The sequence below is a fragment of the Nostoc sp. genome (assembly GCF_036917935.1).
Lineage (GTDB): Bacteria > Cyanobacteriota > Cyanobacteriia > Cyanobacteriales > Nostocaceae > Nostoc.
The window spans coordinates 34,227-52,816 of record NZ_JBALEL010000033.1; the positions used below are offsets into that span (position 1 = coordinate 34,227).

At 42.4% G+C, this 18,590-nt stretch carries 13 protein-coding genes; 6 read left to right on the top strand and 7 right to left on the bottom strand.

Going from position 1 to position 18,590, the window contains the following annotated elements; genetic code table 11:
• The first annotated feature begins 48 nt into the window (after positions 1-48).
• Entirely contained in the window at positions 49-2,562 is a 2,514-nt protein-coding gene (gene ptsP / locus V7K62_RS13930) for a phosphoenolpyruvate--protein phosphotransferase (protein ID WP_334864845.1), read from the top strand.
• An 18-nt stretch (positions 2,563-2,580) separates the two neighbouring features.
• On the opposite strand, the gene V7K62_RS13935 is transcribed toward ptsP, so the two are convergent.
• Complete coding sequence (locus V7K62_RS13935) at positions 2,581-2,970, bottom strand: hypothetical protein (RefSeq protein ID WP_334864847.1); 390 nt, start codon at positions 2,968-2,970, stop codon at positions 2,581-2,583.
• A gap of 439 nt (positions 2,971-3,409) precedes the next feature.
• Here V7K62_RS13935 and V7K62_RS13940 point away from each other — a divergent pair, with 439 nt between their 5' ends.
• Positions 3,410-4,597, top strand: a complete 1,188-nt coding sequence (locus V7K62_RS13940) for an RNA-guided endonuclease InsQ/TnpB family protein (RefSeq protein WP_334864849.1) — start codon at positions 3,410-3,412, stop codon at positions 4,595-4,597.
• Positions 4,598-4,691: 94 nt separating this feature from the next.
• A complete protein-coding gene (locus V7K62_RS13945; protein WP_334864851.1) occupies positions 4,692-5,924 on the top strand; it encodes a DUF4336 domain-containing protein in 1,233 nt (410 codons plus the stop codon).
• 38 nt (positions 5,925-5,962) lie between these two features.
• Here the strand turns inward: V7K62_RS13945 and V7K62_RS13950 are convergent, their stop codons facing one another.
• The 5 genes from V7K62_RS13950 to V7K62_RS13970 all read right to left on the bottom strand — a co-directional run bounded on the left by V7K62_RS13950 (position 5,963) and on the right by V7K62_RS13970 (position 12,376).
• Positions 5,963-6,610 (bottom strand): GNAT family N-acetyltransferase, encoded by a 648-nt coding sequence (locus V7K62_RS13950; RefSeq protein ID WP_334864853.1) that lies wholly within the window; start codon positions 6,608-6,610, stop codon positions 5,963-5,965.
• A 110-nt stretch (positions 6,611-6,720) separates the two neighbouring features.
• Positions 6,721-8,055 carry a GTPase family protein gene (locus V7K62_RS13955; RefSeq protein WP_334865029.1) on the bottom strand — a complete coding sequence of 445 codons (1,335 nt, stop codon included), beginning with the start codon at positions 8,053-8,055 and terminating at the stop codon, positions 6,721-6,723.
• A gap of 131 nt (positions 8,056-8,186) precedes the next feature.
• On the bottom strand, positions 8,187-8,624 hold the full coding sequence (locus V7K62_RS13960; RefSeq protein ID WP_334864855.1) for a hypothetical protein: 438 nt from the start codon (positions 8,622-8,624) through the stop codon (positions 8,187-8,189).
• A gap of 88 nt (positions 8,625-8,712) precedes the next feature.
• Positions 8,713-11,355, bottom strand: coding sequence for a hybrid sensor histidine kinase/response regulator (locus tag V7K62_RS13965; protein WP_334864857.1), 2,643 nt, complete (start codon positions 11,353-11,355; stop codon positions 8,713-8,715).
• A 322-nt stretch (positions 11,356-11,677) separates the two neighbouring features.
• Positions 11,678-12,376: a rhomboid family intramembrane serine protease gene (locus V7K62_RS13970; protein ID WP_334864859.1), complete on the bottom strand. Its 699-nt coding sequence runs from the start codon at positions 12,374-12,376 to the stop codon at positions 11,678-11,680.
• A 120-nt stretch (positions 12,377-12,496) separates the two neighbouring features.
• On the opposite strand from V7K62_RS13970, the gene V7K62_RS13975 reads away from it, so the two are divergent.
• From V7K62_RS13975 to V7K62_RS13985, 3 genes are all read left to right on the top strand, one after another.
• Entirely contained in the window at positions 12,497-14,626 is a 2,130-nt protein-coding gene (locus V7K62_RS13975) for a tetratricopeptide repeat protein (RefSeq protein WP_334864861.1), read from the top strand.
• Positions 14,627-14,754: 128 nt separating this feature from the next.
• Positions 14,755-15,777, top strand: a complete 1,023-nt coding sequence (locus V7K62_RS13980) for an NADP-dependent oxidoreductase (RefSeq protein ID WP_334864863.1) — start codon at positions 14,755-14,757, stop codon at positions 15,775-15,777.
• Positions 15,778-15,960: 183 nt separating this feature from the next.
• Positions 15,961-17,364: a collagen-like protein gene (locus tag V7K62_RS13985; protein ID WP_334864865.1), complete on the top strand. Its 1,404-nt coding sequence runs from the start codon at positions 15,961-15,963 to the stop codon at positions 17,362-17,364.
• Positions 17,365-17,367: 3 nt separating this feature from the next.
• Here the strand turns inward: V7K62_RS13985 and V7K62_RS13990 are convergent, their stop codons facing one another.
• Positions 17,368-17,928: a nitrate transporter gene (locus V7K62_RS13990; protein ID WP_334864867.1), complete on the bottom strand. Its 561-nt coding sequence runs from the start codon at positions 17,926-17,928 to the stop codon at positions 17,368-17,370.
• Positions 17,929-18,590: the final 662 nt, after the last annotated feature.

Below are 18,590 nucleotides of genomic sequence, written 5' to 3' on the forward strand. Positions count from 1 at the left end.
TGAAATGGATAACTAGCTAAACGCAAACCTCTCAACAAGGTTGACGGTGTGGCCGCGATCGCAATTGTTATCGTTTCTCACAGTAAACAACTAGCTTTGGGTGTGCGGGAACTCGCCGCGCAGATGGTTCAGAACCAAGTTCCCATTGCTGTTGCAGCAGGTATTGAAGATCCGGAAAATCCATTGGGTACAGATCCAATTCAGGTTTATGAGGCGATCGCTTCTGTTTTTTCTGATGATGGTGTCTTGGTGTTAATGGATTTGGGTAGTGCTTTGCTGAGTGCAGAAATGGCAATAGAGTTTCTGCCAGAAGCACAGCAGGAGAAAGTGTATTTGTGTGAAGCACCTCTAGTAGAAGGCGCGATCGCTGCTGTAGTGGCGGCGGCGGCTGGTGGAGATATTCACCAAGTTATGGCCGAAGCACGCGGCGCACTCCTGGCAAAAGCAACTCAATTGGGTGTAAGTACTCCGTTGTCAGTTGTCAGCCCAACAACAATCAATATAGAATCGCCAACGCCAGAAATCCGGCTGATTGTGAGTAATCGTTTAGGATTACACGCCCGCCCCGCAGCGCAGTTTGTGGCAACCGCAGCCCGGTTTCAATCTCAAATTCTGGTGCGGAATTTAACCAGAAATACTGAGCTAGTCAGGGGTGACAGTATTAACCAAGTTACAACTTTAGGGGTGCGTCAAGGACACGAACTGCTGATTACTGCCACTGGTTCTGATGCAGATGAGGCGCTGGCAGCATTACAGACATTATTTGCAAATAACTTTGGTGAAGATAATGTTGTCTTGAGTTATCCACCAGCATTTCACCATGAAATTACTCCAGCAACTCACGGCGAATTTTCGGGGATTGCAGCTTCTGGTGGAATAGCGATCGCACCTATTGTTCATTATCAACCCACTCATATTTCTATTACGGAATACCACGTAGACGATCCTGATGTAGAGTGGCAACGATTACAGGCGGCGATTCACACTGCTAGACAAGAAATTCAAGCAGTTTTCTCACAAGCATCTCTGCAAATTGGTGATGCTGAAGCCGCCATCTTCGATGCCCAACTACTATTTTTAGAAGATCCAGTACTGTTGTCAGCGGCTCATCAGCGCATTTTAGACAACCATATAAATGCTGAAGCAGCTTGGCAAGCTGTAGTCGATGAAGTAGTGACTTCCTACCGCGCACTTGAGGATTCTTATCTGCAAGAGCGAGTTGACGATGTTGTCGATGTTGGGCGAAGAGTGCTGCGATTACTAGCTGGGAATGCCGCTGCTAACCTGTATCTTGAGAAACCGGCGATTTTGGTGGCGACTGATTTAACCCCCTCAGATACCGCTAGACTAGATCCGACAAAGGTGTTAGGTATTTGTACAACTTCTGGTAGCGCCACTTCCCACAGCGCAATTATCGCCCGAACATTGGGTATTCCGGCAGTTTTGGGAATAGATGCCCAGGTGTTGCACTTGGCAGATGGTACACTTATGGCACTTGATGGGGAAAGTGGCAGAGCTTGGGTAGAACCAGAATCAGATATCCTGGATTTACTTGCAGCCAAACAGTCAGCTTGGCAAACTGCCCAACAGGAAGCAAGAGCTACAGCACACCAGCCAGCGATTACTCGTGATGGTCGGCAAGTTAGCGTCTTCGCCAATATTGGTAGTATAAGCGATGTGCAAGTGGCTGTGGCTAGCGGTGCAGAAGGTGTGGGACTACTCCGCACTGAGTTTCTGTATTTAAACCGGACAAGCGCCCCCACTGAAGAAGAACAACTAGCAGTGTATCAGGCGATCGCCCAAGTTTTAGATCATCGTCCGCTAATTATTCGTACCCTAGATGTCGGTGGTGATAAGCCACTTCCTTATCTCAGAGTAGGGTTAAGAGAAGCTAACCCTTTCTTAGGTTGGCGGGGAATTCGTTTCTGTTTAGATCATCCAGAACTCTTCAAAACTCAGTTACGGGCAATTTTGAGAGCCAGTGTAGGACACCAAATTAAGATCATGTTACCGATGATTGCTACGGTGATAGAGGTACGTGCAGCTAAGGTAATTTTGGGTGAAGTACAGGCGGAACTAAATCAAGCTAGTATCGCATTTGATGCAGCGATGAAAGTCGGAATTATGATCGAAGTACCCTCAGCAGTTGCGATCGCCGATCAGTTAGCTGCGGAAGTAGACTTCTTTAGTATAGGGACTAACGATCTGAGTCAGTATGTCATGGCTAGCGATCGCACTAATCCCCGCGTGGCAAATTTGGTTGATGCGCTACATCCAGCCGTGTTACGAATGGTGCAGCAAACTATCCAAGCTGCCCATACAGCGGGGATTTCGGTAGGATTATGTGGAGAATTGGCAGCAGATATTTTAGCAACACCAATTTTATTAGGTTTAGGGCTGGATGAGTTGAGCGTAAATCCCCAAAGTATACCTGGAGTGAAACAGGCGATCGCTAGGTTTTGTATAGTTGAAAGTGAAGCGATCGCGGCATCCGCATTACAACAAGATTCCGCAGTGCATGTCAGAGAACTAATCTCAACTTCAATTTCTCCCCCTGCGTAATTAATTCGTAATTAATCGTTAAAATCTTATTCCCAATTGCCCGTTAAAGCCACGAATAGAATTGTAACCAGCACCAACAAAAACGTTATTAGTAGCACTTACCTGAACGCCACCTGAAACTGCAACGCCTTTATCTTCTGAATAAAGTCCAACTCCTACATAAGGTGAAATTACAGGCAAACTGATAAATTTTAAAACATCTACTCCCGTAGCACCATCAGGGCCAGTTCCGACTTCAACCCCGAAATTCAAAGCTCTAGCTCCGACAGCATAAGTTATATCACCATCTTTTCCACCGACTGAAACCCAAGGTTGCGGTATCAGTTGAGCCGATGCTTGACTTGGGGCAAATAAAGCTAACAAACCTATAGATGTAATTAATGTTTTTGCAATAATCGCTATTTTCACGTTGTTCTCCGATTAATTGTTTTTAGGACTTATACCGTTTCTTTATGAAGACGCATAAAAAGAACTCCAGTGCCGTCGCACCTCCCCTTGGTAAGGGCAGGGCTGTTTCATTTTATATCTTAGGGATTTTGTCAACAGTATAGGTGAGAAAATTAGAGAAGTTAGTATTACACCTCTACAACGTCTATTATTAGTTTCGTTAAAAGCTAGGTTATACCATTTGGAAAAAAAACCTACAGATTCAAAGCTGAAAATCCAGATGAAATCTAACGTCTCTTAATTACGAATTACGAATTACGAATTACAAATTGGTATTATTATCTCAACAATTTGCTAAACTCCAACTTCATAAATTCCTCTGGGTTTGAAACCCCGTGCTTCTAGCACGGCTTTATATTGAGGGCTGTGTATCTCACAAAGAGAATGATACAATGTGAGGATGACACAAAAATCTTTCAAGTACCGCTTTTTTCCGACACCTGAGCAAGAAACCTTGCTTCGGAGAACGATGGGCTGTACTCGATTGGTATATAACCGTGCCCTCGCCGCAAGGACTGAGGCATGGTACGAGCGACAGGAACGAGTAGGCTACGCTCAAACATCTAGTTTGCTGACAGACTGGAAAAAACAAGATGAACTTGATTTCCTTAACGATGTCAGTTGTGTACCATTGCAGCAAGGATTGAGGCATCTGCAAACCGCTTTCACTAACTTCTTTGCAGGAAGGGCTAAATACCCAAACTTTAAAAAGAAGCGCAATGGAGGTAGTGCAGAGTTTACCAAGTCTGCTTTCAAATGGCGCGATGGTAAATTGTTCCTGGCTAAAAGCTCCGAACCTTTGGATATCCGATGGAGTCGAGCTATTCCCGATAATGCCGAACCAACGACAGTCAACGTAAAACTCTCGCCTTCTGGACGTTGGAGCGTTTCTCTGTTGGTGGATATTGAAATTGAACCATTGCCGGAATCTCCTAACTCTGTTGGGATTGATTTGGGTATCACAAGTTTGATTGCTCTCTCGACGGGTGAGAAAGTTACAAACCCCAAAGGATTTAAGGCGAAACGCGCCAAGTTGCGTATTGCACAAAAATCTTTGAGCCGTAAGCAGAAAGGGTCTAACAATCGCCATAAATCCCGTCTCAAGGTCGCTAAAATCTATGAGGAAATTAGTGACGCTCGAAAAGATTTCCTTCACAAGTTGACAACTCGGTTGGTGAGAGATAACCAAACCATCGCCGTAGAAGATTTGGCTGTGAAGAACATGATGAAGAACCGGAAACTCGCCCTTGCTATCAGCGATGCTAGTTGGGGTGAATTGGTCAGGCAACTTGAATATAAGTGCGGCTGGTATGATCGTACATTGGTCAAGATTGATCGATGGTTTCCGAGTTCTAAACGATGTGGTAATTGTGGACATATCGTTGATAAATTGCCGTTGAATATACGAGATTGGTATTGCCCCAAATGCGGGACACACCACGACCGGGACATCAACGCAAGTAAGAATATTTTGGCGGCAGGGCTTGCCGTTTCAGTCTGTGGAGCGAACATAAGACCTGACAGAAATATTTCTGAAAGGCAGTTGCGAAAACCCATTAGTGGGAAGAAACAGAAACCTAAGTTGTGAGTCTTAGGAATCACCGTGGCTTCAGCCCGGTGAGGATGTCAAAGAGAGCAAATAAAAACAATTTGAGCATTGGGAATTTGCAGGGGGTTGTAGAGTGGCTGATGATGAACGCATAGTCAATACACAACAGATTTATCCAAAGGATTTTTCCTGGGGATTATGGCCTGTTGTGCCACTCTATCCCTATGGTAGGCGGCAGACAATTCGTCAAGAAGTGCTTAAGGAGACAATCTGGAATTTTGACCAGATTCAGGGCATTTTCTACGTTGTTGTACCGATTCGGATGACTGTTGTGAAGCTGGAAACTGGGGGTCTTCTCGTCTATGCACCTGTTGCACCAACCCCAGAGTGTATCAGACTTGTGAATGAGTTGGTGGTAGAGTATGGCAACATTAAGTACATCATTCTGCCAACTATCTCTGGTATAGAACACAAAGTCTTCGTTGGCCCCTTCGCCAGATATTTTCCGACTGCACAGGTGTTTGTGGCTCCCCATCAGTGGAGTTTCCCGCTAAATCTTCCCCTTAGCTGGCTTGGCTTACCTCCAAAACGAACTCAAGTACTTCCAGAAGATAGCAGCAAAACACCGTTTGCTGACGAGTTTGATTATGCAATGCTGGGCCCCATCGGGCTTGGCCCTGGTAAGTTTGCGGAAGTTGCTTTTTTCCACAAGCGATCGCATACTCTTTTAGTAACTGATTCTGTGCTTTCGATCCCAGAAGATCCACCTGCGATCGTTCTATTAGATCCATATCCTTTATTATTTCATGCCAAGGATCGTGCTTCTGATCTTGTTGTAGATAGTCAGGTAAATCGCCGTAAGGGATGGGGGCGCATCTGTTTGTTTGCTTTGTACTTTCAACCAAGGGCATTAGATATACGCCGATGGAGTCAGGTTTTACAAGATTCCTTAAAAGCCCCAGAACGCTCAAGGAAAGCTTATTTTGGATTTTATCCCTTTAAATGGCAGTCAGATTGGCAGCGATCGTTTTATGCCCTGCAAGGGAATGGGCGTTTGTTTGTCGCACCAATTTTACAGACGCTGATTCTCAACCGCGCACCAAAAGAAACCATTGACTGGGCTGATAAAGTTGCAAGTTGGGACTTCGAGTGGATTATTTCTTGTCACTTTGATTCACCGATTAAAGCCCAAGCGGATCAGTTTCGCCAAGCTTTCTCTTTTTTGGAAAAGCAGTCTGCTGTCAGTGGGAGTTTGTTCGGCAGTAACAGCTATCCTTTGCCAGAGGAGGATTTTAAAGCACTTAGAGAAATCGATGCAGGTTTAAATAAGTTTGGCATTGTGCCAGCAGCAAAGGAGAAGGTGTAGCAGAATTTTTGGTAACTGCTGTGCTAAAGAATGCAAAACTAGCTGTTGTTTAGTTCCATTAATGAAACATTTTCGTGGGAATAAAGCCATTTTTCAAAATTGCTTTTACAGCGCGGCCATTCTTTATCTGTCATTGCGAACCAATCAGTATCTCTGTTTTTTCCACGAACAAACATGTGTTGTCGAAAACGACCTTCATAAATAAATCCCATTCTTGTAGCGCTAGTTCGACTCGCATGGTTGAGGGAATTACACTTCCACTCAACTCGACGATAAGAATAGCGATCAAAAAGATGCTGAAGTAACAAAAACTGTGATTCTGTATTGATTTTACTTTTATGGACTGCGGGAGTAAACCATACATGACCAATTTCAGCACGACCATGATTTGATGCGATCGCAAGTAATGCCACACTACCCACCTGAGTATTTGTTAAGTTCTCAAAGACTGTCCAAGTCAGAGGGTCAGATTTACTTACGATGTTTTCTTCCATCCAGTCTTTCATCGTGGAAGGGCGATCAAATGGGCCGTAAAATAGATAATTCCATACGGCTTCCTTTTCTGGAGTGCCGTGTGAAGCTGCATACAAAGCATCTACATCCCTTTCTGGAATCAGAGGTCTGAGTGTGACAAATTGACCGTTGAGTTGAAGAAATTCTGGTGGCTGCCAAGTTCGGTGTTGCATGATTTTATTGCTTTTCCACAGACAAATAATCTTATATTAAAGATATATTTCTCTGGTCGCTATGTGGGCAAATCACTAAGTATTTGCTTTGAGAAACAGATTCTTGAATCTTATCGTTTAATTCCCTTAAACCGTTCTTGCGCTGCCTTAAATGCTTCTTGCATCACCAACTGAATTTTCTCTTGATCGGGCTTCTTACCTCCCATTAAATCACCAAAGTAAACACAGGCTGCTTCGCCTAGTGCCCAAGTATAGGCGGCTGCCCAAGAAGCGGCGATCGCACTCCCAATACCTGGTATAAATTTAATTAACTCCCGTGCAATTGCCTGTGCTAAAAAACCACCTGCGATCGCACTCACAACGCCTCCCGCCTGAGATGGAGTAACTGTCTGCCCATATAATTTACCCAACAGTCCCACCATTGATACTTGCAAAGCAGTGAGTACGGGCATTGTGGCAAATGGCAGAGGTACAGCGGCGAGGGTTGCAGACATAATCGCAAATGGCAAAATATAACGGCGTGCAGCATCTCGGTAAAGGTTGCCAATTTGCTTCCCAACTTCTTCTCGATCTAATAGCTGATAAATCGCCTGGGCTTCTGCTTGTGGGAGTAGTTCTGCCAAAGAATCTCGCAGTGCTTCTAAGCCATAAAATACCTGAGTGTAGCCATCTTCTTCTAAGGTAAAGTCAATGAGTACAGAGCGATCTGTTATTCCTGCGAAGGCTTGTTGTATTGCGGCAAATGCGCGGTTGACTTCCTGATAATCTGGCGGATAGGTGGGATGATCGACAGTATCACCAGGATAAACTTCGTGCAAGCAGGTAACTACCAGCAGACAGGGAATGTCTGGATACTTCTGGCGCAGTTGTTGAGCAATTTGTCGTAGCGTCTCAGTTGCAAAATCATTAATTTTGACAGTCAAAAGCAGGATTCTGGCGGAACGAGTTTGCTGTTGTAGATCGCCAACTAACTCCTGAATAATTGTTTGAGTATCTTGTTTGACATCACCCAACCCCACCGTATCAGTAAAAATCAGTAACGGCAGATCATTGGAAGGATAGGCATAGCGCTGGGTGTGTTGTGTGTGTGGGCGAAATCCTTGACCGACAATTTCAGCAGCAACTCCCGTCAATCCTCTGACAATGGAACTTTTCCCGGCTTGAGGTTTACCAATTAAGAGGGCTTCTGTAGTTGGCAGTTCGGCTCGGATTTTCTCTAAAATCTCTGCAACCTGAGTTTCGCTCACACTAAACCATTCCACAACTGTCTGTGCCAGTTGTTCTACGGGTAAGAGTTGTGTTAGACGTGTTGTCGCTTTGTTCCAGACACCAGCAATCTGATTTGTCCAGGAATTATCGACCGACTTGGTAATCGTTTTGTCGGTCGGTTCACTCAATTGCTGAGAATCAGTTGATGGTAAGTCAGCATCACGTTGCTCAGTCATTTTCATCCAAACGTAGAAGACCCTTTTAGTCATCTTATAGCGATTCTCAAAGGGATAACTAGTACCTTTAGTAGTGTTCCTGAGCGATCGCGTTTTGGGGGCTGACAATGCCATTAGACCTCATGCATAAATCAAAAATAAAGAACCCCACCCCGCATTTGAGTAAAGCAAACGCTCCCCTCCCCGCAAGCGGGGAGGGGTTGGGGGTGGGGTGTTATGGACTTTTGCAAGAGGTTTATTGTTTCGGCTGACAATGGCATTGTTTCGGCTGACAATGCCATTGTTTCGACCGACAATGCCATTGTTTCGGCTGACAATGCCATTGTTTCGGTTTGCAATGCCATTGTTTCGGTTTGCAATGCCATTGTTTTGGCTTGCATTGCCATTGTTTCGGCTTGCATTGCCATTGTTTTGGCTTGCAATGCAAAATATGCCCACCCTGCGGGAAGCGAGCTACATCCCCCAAGCTTGGGAGAGGGATTTAGGGTGAGGGCTTTTGATTCATGCAAAAAGTCTATTACTTCAAAAACGGATTCAGTAAGTAGTCGGACAAAAATATTTACAGTCATTGCGAGCGAAGCGAAGCAATCCCAGCCCTTGCGATTGCTTCGCTTCGCTCGCAATGACATTGTGTAATTAATTCTGTCTGACTACTTATCAGCTTGGTTCAATCAAATCAGCGATCGCCTTCAGCAATACATCTGGATCTACTGGTTTGGAGATATGCATTTGAAATCCTGCTGCTAATGCTTGCTGCTGATTCATTTCCCCTGCATAGGCTGTCAGAGCGATCGCTGGTACGTGTCCTCCTTGTTCGGGCGATCGCGATCGCACTTCCCGCATCAGCATATAACCGTCTGTTTTTGGCATTCCAATATCGCTAATTAAAACATCTGGTATCGACTCAGACAGTACTTGTAGTGCTTCTTGTGCTGATGAGACGGCGGTTACTTGCACACCGTAGTCTTGCAAAATAAAGGTAATTAAGTCGCGAATATCTGGTTCATCGTCCACTATCAAAACTTGAGTGTCCGAAAGCAGCAAGGATTCCGGCTCAGAATGTGAAGACTGATTATCTTCACCCCGAATCTGTTCACTTCTGATCAAAAGCGGTAACTCGACAGTGAACATTGCACCCAATCCTTCTCCAAGACTATCGGCTTGAACATTTCCCCCATGCATTTCTACAACCTTACGCACGATCGCTAATCCTAAACCTAGTCCACCAAATGTCCGTGTAGTTGTGCCATCAGCTTGGCGAAAGTAATCGAACACATAAGGTAAAAAGTCTGGGCTAATTCCCTTACCTGTATCACTGACCTGAATTTGAGCCTGATTACCAGCTTCCATGAGTCGAATTTCTACCCGTCCTCCTGCTGGTGTAAATTTTACCGCATTAGAAAGCAAGTTCCACACAACTTGTTGCAGCCGGTTTTGGTCGCCCATCACTTGTCCCAAATTGGGATCAAATGTGGTCTGAATTTGAATTGACTTGGCAAGTGCTGCTAGTTGTACTGTTTCTAGTGCTGCTTCAACTACCATTACTAAGCTGACTGGACAGATATTTAAGTTTAATTTTCCTTGCAGGATGCGAGACACATCCAACAAATCTTCAATTAGCTGGGTTTGTAACTTGGCGTTGCGTTCAATGGTTTCTAAGGCGTGGCTAGTAGTTTTTTCATCAAATTTGCGAGTCCGCAGCATTTTCGACCATCCCAGAATGGAGTTGAGTGGGGTTCGCAGTTCATGGGAGAGAACCGCCAGAAATTCATCTTTAATTTTGTTGGCGATTTCTGCTTGTTGCCGTGCTGCCTTTTCGCAGTCGAGTAGGCGATCGCATTCTTGTTCAGCCAATTTGCGCTCGGCAATGTCCAGTACAAAAGCAACACCGTTGTCTTGGGAGTCATTTAGTAGGGCCATCCCCAAAACAATTGGTACTCGCCTTCCGTTGCGGTGGATGTACTCTTTCTCGTAAATTTTAGAAACTCCAGTGGTTTGCACCTCTAAGAGGATGCGATCGTCTAAATCCTGATACTCAACAGGAGTAAGTTCTTTCCAATTAATTCTACCTAAAGTGGCAAATTCATCACGAGTGTAGCCAGCTAGTTGAAGAAAAGCATCATTGGCATCAATCACAAAGCCATCTACAGTCCAAAAAGCAACCCCAATCAGGTTAGATTCAAACAAACGCCGAAATCTTGCTTCACTTTCGCGTAAAATCTTTTCTGCCCGTTTGTGTTCGGTAATATCGCGAGAAACAGTGATTACGCCTTCAATAGTTTGCTTAGAATTTCGTAATGGTGTGAGGATGTATTCATAATAATGCAACCCATCGGCGGTAAAATATTTACACTCATCTTTAATCGGCTGCCCAGTTTTCATCACAGCTTGTCGTTGATTATCTACTTGCGTTATCAGGTCTGCGGGTAAATCCATTTCTGGCAAACTTTTCCCGACAATATCCTGGGGCTTTAAACCTAGTAAAGTTGCTCCATCACGGCTGACATACTGATAACAGCCTTGGCGATTAAAGATGTAGATATGATCGACTGAGGCAGTAAGGATGGCATTTAAAATATTTGCCTGTTCTTGGACTTGTGTCGTGAGTTCGCGAGTACTTTCTTCTGCTTGCTTACACACAGTAGTTTCCATACAAACGCCGATCATTCGCACCGCTTGCCCCTGAGCGTCATAGATAAATTTTCCCTTGGCAGAAATCCAATGTGTACTTTTGTCTGAGCGAACTATCCGAAATTCATCATTGTAGTCAGTTTTTTCTGCCAAAGCGTGGGCGATCGCTTGCATTACAGCTTGGCTATCTTCAGGATGAACGCACTTTTTAAACGTCTCATAAGGGCTATCAAAACTACTGGGAATTAGACCAAAAAGCAGTTCATAATTTTCCGACCAGATGACTTGATTGCTAACAATATTCCAATCCCACAAGCCCATTTGGGATACATCTAGAGCTAGCCTTAGCCGTTCTTCAGTCTCTCTGAGAACTACCTCTACCTGCTGTCGCTCCACAATTTCTTGTTGGAGTTGCTGTAAAATTACTCCCACATCTGTTGGTAGATTGACAACTGTGGAGGCATTCTTCTGAATATGCCACTCGACAGCTTGAATATGAGGATTTTCGGCTTCTACTGGCAGCTTTATTTTTAGTTGTCTTAATTGCTCCTCAAGCGCTGTTTGCCTTTGTTGATAATATCTTTCTGATTGCTCTAACTCAGCTATCCGCTGCCGCATCGCGGCTAATTTATCAGTGATTTGAAAGTTAGCTTTATCAATATTTTGCATATTGTACACCGCTTAGACTTAATAATATCGACTTGAATAGTAGATATCCCCTAGTTTGATCTATGAATTTTTTAGCTATAAAATGTAATCTATCAAAAGGTACATAAATACTTCCAAAGTAAAACTTTAAAATATGCTCGTAGCAATCATTTTGAATATCAACTATATGCTTGATTAAGCAAAAGTAGCTTAATGATTTCAGCACAAAGGTATATATGAGTTTCCAGAATTGTAGAGTAAGCCCTGCCAAAAATATCAAAATAGAGGTTTTTGGCATCAGTCAGTTAATAGTGCCCACCCTCCAAAAATAGCAAAAGAAAGTTTATCTCTTGAATCGGATAAAAGCTGCACCAATTAATAATCCCACAACCTGCCCTAAGAAGACAACACCCGATTGATTTACGCCAACAGGAGGAATATTTAAACTACCTATACCATAAAATAATTGTTGCACAAACCACCAAAATATATAGAAAATGGCTGGTAGTTGGATGGGGATATACAAAATTATTAGCGGCAAAATGGTGTCAATTTTAGCTTTAGGAAACTTCATAACGTATGCTCCTAAAATAGCTGCGATCGCAGCATTTGCCCCAATCAATGGAACTGTCAAACTCGGTTCAGCCAGAATTTGTATTACCCCTGCGATCACACCAGCAGCCAGATAAAATCCTAGATAGCGTCTGTGTCCCAGAATATTTTCTACAGTTTTCCCAAAAACCCACAAAAAGAGCAGATTTCCTAATATTTGACTAAAACTACCGTGCAAAAATATCCCAAAAAATAGCGAAAATACCCGCCAAATTACAACTATCCAAGCAGCAGAATTGAAAAAGAGAGCATTTGTAACTGCTCCATTAATCTGCGCCGGAATCACACCCCAACTATTGACAAAATAGCCTAATTCACCGTTAAACTCTAGTTTAAGTTCCCATAAAAATACAGCTAGGTTAATGCCAATCAACCAGTAATTAATAATTGGCTTACTTCGACAACGAATATTATCACTAATAGGAATCATATAGATTTGTCATTAGTCATTGGTCATTCTTGCCTCCCCTGCCTCCCCCACTCCCTCACTTCCCCTTAACGTGTGGCAAGATTGAAATCAGATCGCATCGCACTTAACTAGGCAAACGAGATGCTAGGAAACACACTTGTAGGAAGATACCAAATTATTAGTAACTTGGGAGGTGGGGGTTTTGGTGAAACTTTTGTGGCTTGTGATACCCAATTACCAGGTTCACCTCTATGTGTCGTTAAGAAACTCAAACCCCAGGCAAGCGATCCAGTAACTTTGGAGACAGCTAGGCGTTTATTTGATACGGAAGCACAAGTTCTGTATAAATTAGGAACTCACGATCGCATTCCCCAACTTTTAGCTTATTTTGAAGAAAATGCCGAATTCTATCTTGTACAGGAATTGATCGAAGGTCATGATCTGAGTCAAGAATTAACATCAGGTAAAACCCTAAGTCAAGAGGAAGTAATTTCACTTTTACAAGAACTTTTGGCAATCTTAGAATTTGTCCATCAACAGAATGTAATTCATCGTGATGTCAATCCCCGAAATATCCTCAGACGCCAACCAGATGGCAAATTAATTTTAATTGATTTTGGTGCAGTTAAACAAATTGCTACTCAAGTTATTACTCCCCAAGGTCAAACTATTGCAACAGTAGCTATCGGTACGCCTGGATATATTCCTGGTGAACAAGCTCATGGTACGCCCAAATTGAGCAGTGATATCTATGCTGCGGGAATAATTGCTATTCAAGCTCTCACTGGATTATCAGCAGAGGAAATAGTAAAAGATGCTGATACTAACGAAATTATCTGGCATGATAAAGCCACGGTAACACCAGAATTTGCTCAATTCTTAGATAAAATGGTCTGCTACGACTTTCGGCAACGCTATCCTTCGGCAACGGTGGCATTACAAGCGCTGAAAGAGTTAACACAACCACCTATTGAGACAATAGTGTTAACTCCTTTTTCTCCACCAAAAAATATCAACAAACCTCAACCAAAAAAAGGTATATTAGGTAAAGTTTTACTAACAATATTTTTCTTTGCTGTTGGCGGAGTTGCATCGATATTTATTTGGAATCACATTAATTCAAATAATGCCATAGAATTATCTAAACAAGGAAATACGCTTTTTGATTTGCAACGCTATCAAGACGCGCTAGAAGTATATGAAAAAGCCGTTAATATTAGACCAGATTATGCTCAAGGCTGGAATGGTCAAGGCAAAACGTTAGATAAATTAAAAAAATACAAAGAAGCATTAGTGGCCTATGACAAAGCAATTCAAATTCAACCAGATTATTTAGATGCTTGGATTGGACGTGGCTCTGTATTGGGAAATTTACAGCGATATCAAGAAGCGATCGCCTCTTTTGACAAATCCTTAGAATTAAATAATGACAACTCAGAAGTCTGGAATGCTAAGGGTGAAGCTTTCAGTAATTTAAACCAATATGACCAAGCGATTAAATCTTATGAAAAGGCGGTTGAACTCAAACCAGATAATTATGAAGCTTGGTATAAAAAAGGATTAGCTTTACAGAGTTCTAAGCGATATGAAGAAGCGATCGCAGCCTATCAAAAAGTCGTTGATTTAAAACCAGACTACGAACAAGCCTGGTATAATTTGGGTAATGTACTAGTCAATTTAAAACGTTACCAAGATGCGTTTACAGCTTATGATAAATCGGTGCAATACCAGCCAAATTATTATCAAGCTTGGTTGTCGAGAGGTAATATACTGCTGAATTTACAACGTTATCCAGAAGCGATCGAATCTTTTAATCAAGTAATTAAATACAGTCCCAGAAACTATCAAGCATGGTATAATTTGGGCTGGTCGCTGCATCAAAACCAACGCTATGAAGAAGCAATAAAATCTTATAATAAAGCGGCAACAATTAAGCAAAACGACTATCAACTCTGGTATAATTTAGGGAATTCACAATACATATTGCAGAAATACGAAGATGCGATCGCTTCTTATAATAAGGCAGTTCGTTATAAACCAGACCATTCCGAAAGCTGGTTTAGCAGAGGCAATGCCCTATTAAATTTGAAACGTTATCAAGATGCGATCGCTTCTTACGATCAAGCAATAAAATACAAGCCTAATTACCAACAAGCAATAGACGCCCGCAATCAAGCCCAAATTCAACTGCAAGGTGAAAAATCAAAGCCTGTAATCGTACCAATTCTTCCATTTCCTAATTCCACCAATCCACCACAGACGACACCCTAAGTAACCAAATTGACGGGTTAGAATTGATCTCAAATTTGCAAAGTTTATCAGTTTGAATCTACCTTTTTTGGTTGGAAACTCGCTCTCGGTCAACTTGTGTGTACACTTAATTTAGAGGAAAATAACTTATGTCTGATTTAATTAATAAACAAATCATCCTCAAAAGTCATCCAGTCGGCGAACCAAAAGAGAGTGATTTTGCTCTGGTAGAAACACCAACTCCTGAACCAGGTGAAGGCGAAATTCTTAGCCGCACCATTTACCTATCTCTCGACCCTTACGTGCGTGGTAGCATTAGTGTAGGAAAGTCTTATGCTGCACCAGTAGAGTTGGGTTCAGTTATTGTCGGTGGTACAGTCAGCCAAGTAATTAAATCAAATCATCCTCAATTTCAAGTAGGAGATTTTGTTCTTAACAGTAACGGTTGGCAAACTTATGCTGTATCTAAGGGTGAGACACTCCGTAAACTTGATCCCACTCAAGCACCTTTATCTTATAGTCTAGGTGTACTGGGTATGCCTGGTCTGACTGCTTATGCTGCTCTACTTGATATCGGTCAACCGAAAGAAGGTGAAACTGTTGTGGTTTCAGCCGCTTCTGGTGCTGTCGGTGCAGTAGCAGGTCAAATTGCCAAAATTAAAGGTGCGCGAGTCGTGGGAATTGTCGGGAGTGACGATAAGCGGGATTATATAGTTAAAGAATTAGGTTTTGATGTTGGTATTAATCGCAAAACTCAAGAGCTTAATTCAGCCCTTAAAGAAGCTGCTCCTAATGGCATTGATGTTTACTATGACAATACAGCAGGTGTAATTTTAGAAACTGTGTTGCAGCAGATCAATCTTGGGGCAAGAATTCCACTAGTAGGTTTGATTTCGGAGTATAACGCTACATCTACTCCACCAGGGCCTAATTTAAGACCACTGCTAATCAAGCGGGCATTGATTCAAGGTTTTCTTGTTGTTGATTACCAACATCGGTTTAATGATTTTTTACATGATGTTTCTGGATGGTTACAGTCTGGTCAACTCAAGTATAGAGAAGATGTAACTGATGGTTTAGAGAAGGCTCCTAGTGCATTCATCGGTTTACTTCGAGGTGATAATTTTGGCAAGGTGATTGTTAAGGTTAATGACGATCCAACAGCAGCTTGATCGGTTATTAAGCTAGGTATGTGCTACGTTGACGCAAATCAGTAGCACATTAGACTTCTTGCATGAATCAAAAGGGCGAATTTTGCATTTGTGCAAGAAGTTTATTACTGGACAAGAGGGAGCAAATTGTTGAAATTCAGCGTCAAGAGTAGATAATTCAACTAAAGTTTTAGGTGTAACTAGATGCACACTGGTTTTAGGAGTAAGCTGCCACTACTGCTGACATTCTGCTTATTTACTAGCTTTTTACCTGCCTCTGGTTCAGTTTTATGTCCAGCCGTTGCCTCTGACGAATACTATAAAGTAGCCAGAAATGACGGCAGAGATGGACGCACAGGAACCGATGGGCGATCAGGTAGAGATGGTGGTAGCGGTGAAAACCAAAATATTTTTGTCAATGGTTCACCTGTAAATCTTGACTTATCGGGTAAAGATGGTGAAGACGGGGAAGACGGGGAACACGGCGATCAACCTGACTGTGGTTCTCAACGCGAGCGCGTCAGCCACGACATAAACGCACCAAATGGTGGTAGTGGCGGTAACGGTGGCAAAGGAGGAGATGGGGGTAATGGTGGTTCCCTGACAGTGTATTACAGCAATTTGCCAGACTTGCGAAACATTTCCGTCCGGGCAACTGGTGGAGAAGGTGGGCGCGGGGGTAGAGGTGGCAACGGTACAGAGGGTTGTAACTGTCACAGACGAAGATGGGAAGTGAAAACCTGCGAGGGAACTCCCGGTAGCCCTGATTATAAGTGTACTGACAAGGTTTATAGATGTAGTAATGGTAGCGATGGGCGAAATGGCAGCGATGGTAGCGATGGTAGCCAAGGGCGCTTAGGAACTTTGAGTATTGTCAATAGCAAGGAAGCTTTGGCAGCTGATACTCCAACTGTGCAGCTAGCAATTTCCGAACTGACAAACAAACAGTTCCACCTCTCGAAGAACAAGTGGAATCAACGCAAAGGGGCAGTTTCTCTACTTGCGCCTGGTGCTGCGATCGCTGATGATTATCGAGAGTTTGAACAGCGTCTAGAAGAAGCTTTTCAAATAGTTTGGCAAGAAAGACAACCGATCACCAGCTTTGGTAATCAAGCTGTAACACTGAATTTAACTGATAACAAACAAGTAGAAATTACTTTTTCTGAGGAATTATGGGTTGAGGGTAACACCAAAAGCGAGGCTAACTTAACAACATTTACTGTTAACCATGCCATTCCCAAAAAAGATGTCACCCGGTTAGCTGTGGCAGAGTTTGCCGATGCCGGACAAAACCTTAACTTAAAAATAGTTGATTTGGCAGCAAAGTCTGATGCCATTAATACTCAGTTTCGCGTAAAATTCCGCGCCCAGGATAGCTTGCACGGTTTTTCTGGCTACAAAACTGAATATGAAGGGGATATTCCTAACGAACTTGTGACTCGTGACTACAACCGTTTTATTCTAGCTTTGGGTAAACTCAAAATTCCTGACGAAGCTTTACGCCCTGGTGTCAATGTTGATATTGAAGTCGTAGCAACTCGTTCTTTGGGAATACGTTCTGCCCAGCAAACTATTAGCTGGCAGGGTGCAATCCGCAAGCCTAGATAAAATTTAGGAAGATTTTTTCCCATCTGAAACCATTTGCGAGAGAATATAGGCTGCAAAATCTAGTAACTGATCCAGCAAAAAGCCAATGATACCGATGTATAAGATTACCTGGATTATGTAATCAGCATTGCCAGCTTTATAAGCATCCCAGAGGGTAAAGCCAAGTCCTTTTGGGCCTGTTAACATTTCTGTGGCAATAACTATAAACCAGGCTACCCAAATACTAACTTTCAAGGCATGAAATATATGAAATATAGCTACTCGAAAGTTTTTATTTTGTCTCTGAAAATGCTGCATCCCTATTGCTGTATTAATAATCATCGTCCAGAGAGTTCCCAGAAAAACTACTACAATAGCAGCCGAGTCGCTCTCTTGAAACGCGATTAGGGCAATAGGTAGCAAAGCTATCGGAGGGATACTATGTGGTATCTGAAATATCAGCCTAAATAGCTGATAAATCATGCTATTCATCCCAATTAAATATCCGATAAAACTACCCAAGACAGCGGCTGGAATGTAACCGACAAATAACCGTTGTAGGCTAGCTAAAATGTCTAAAAACATATTATTTTATCTGCCTCAGTTCTCATGTAAAATATTTGGGAAATACTGCGGCAACAACACAAAATTGGGCGGACAAAAGTGTATTAAGTTACACTTTGTATTTGATCGCTAAAAGATTTTTTATATCTTTTACTCCTTGATTACTAATCAAAAAACTTACGTATTATTACGATGTGATAGTAGTAGTACAAAGAAGAGGTAGAACTTAGCTTTACTAAACCTTATCAGAAAAGCAAATCCTAATTAGTAAATTAAATACAATTTCCAGAGTTTACAAAAGAAGGCAGTTATTGCTGGAGTTTTGCCAATACGGTTCGGTTAAGCTCAAAAAATAAAAATATTCTGAACCGAACCGTATTGAGAGTGTGGCGATCGCTCCTTGATTATCTCTGACAAAAACCGTACCCACATCAGAGACAATCAACCTTTCAGTATTAATCCTTAAATTCCCATATTTGTAACCTTGTAATTTCTACAATATAACGGGCTAAATTACAATGCAGTTTTCTGCAATCTTACATACATTATCTTGCATATAAGATTGCAGAAAAGGTGAATGACTAATTTTCGTAATTTTTTTACTCTGTATTTTGTGGATGAATTGGTTGCAAGCATAATCACACCTACATGCAAAATGCAAAGCTCTAAGGGATTTTAGTTTT

Bases quoted from the DNA above. Each gene is read 5' to 3' on its own strand.
- V7K62_RS13940 (WP_334864849.1), top strand. From the start codon at position 3,410: ATGACACAAAAATCTTTCAAGTACCGCTTTTTTCCGACACCTGAGCAA.
- V7K62_RS13950 (WP_334864853.1), bottom strand. From the start codon at position 6,610: ATGCAACACCGAACTTGGCAGCCACCAGAATTTCTTCAACTCAACGGT.
- V7K62_RS13955 (WP_334865029.1), bottom strand. From the start codon at position 8,055: ATGACTGAGCAACGTGATGCTGACTTACCATCAACTGATTCTCAGCAA.
- V7K62_RS13960 (WP_334864855.1), bottom strand. From the start codon at position 8,624: ATGACTGTAAATATTTTTGTCCGACTACTTACTGAATCCGTTTTTGAA.
- V7K62_RS13965 (WP_334864857.1), bottom strand. From the start codon at position 11,355: ATGCAAAATATTGATAAAGCTAACTTTCAAATCACTGATAAATTAGCC.
- V7K62_RS13970 (WP_334864859.1), bottom strand. From the start codon at position 12,376: ATGATTCCTATTAGTGATAATATTCGTTGTCGAAGTAAGCCAATTATT.
- V7K62_RS13975 (WP_334864861.1), top strand. From the start codon at position 12,497: ATGCTAGGAAACACACTTGTAGGAAGATACCAAATTATTAGTAACTTG.
- V7K62_RS13980 (WP_334864863.1), top strand. From the start codon at position 14,755: ATGTCTGATTTAATTAATAAACAAATCATCCTCAAAAGTCATCCAGTC.
- V7K62_RS13985 (WP_334864865.1), top strand. From the start codon at position 15,961: ATGCACACTGGTTTTAGGAGTAAGCTGCCACTACTGCTGACATTCTGC.
- V7K62_RS13990 (WP_334864867.1), bottom strand. From the start codon at position 17,928: ATGTTTTTAGACATTTTAGCTAGCCTACAACGGTTATTTGTCGGTTAC.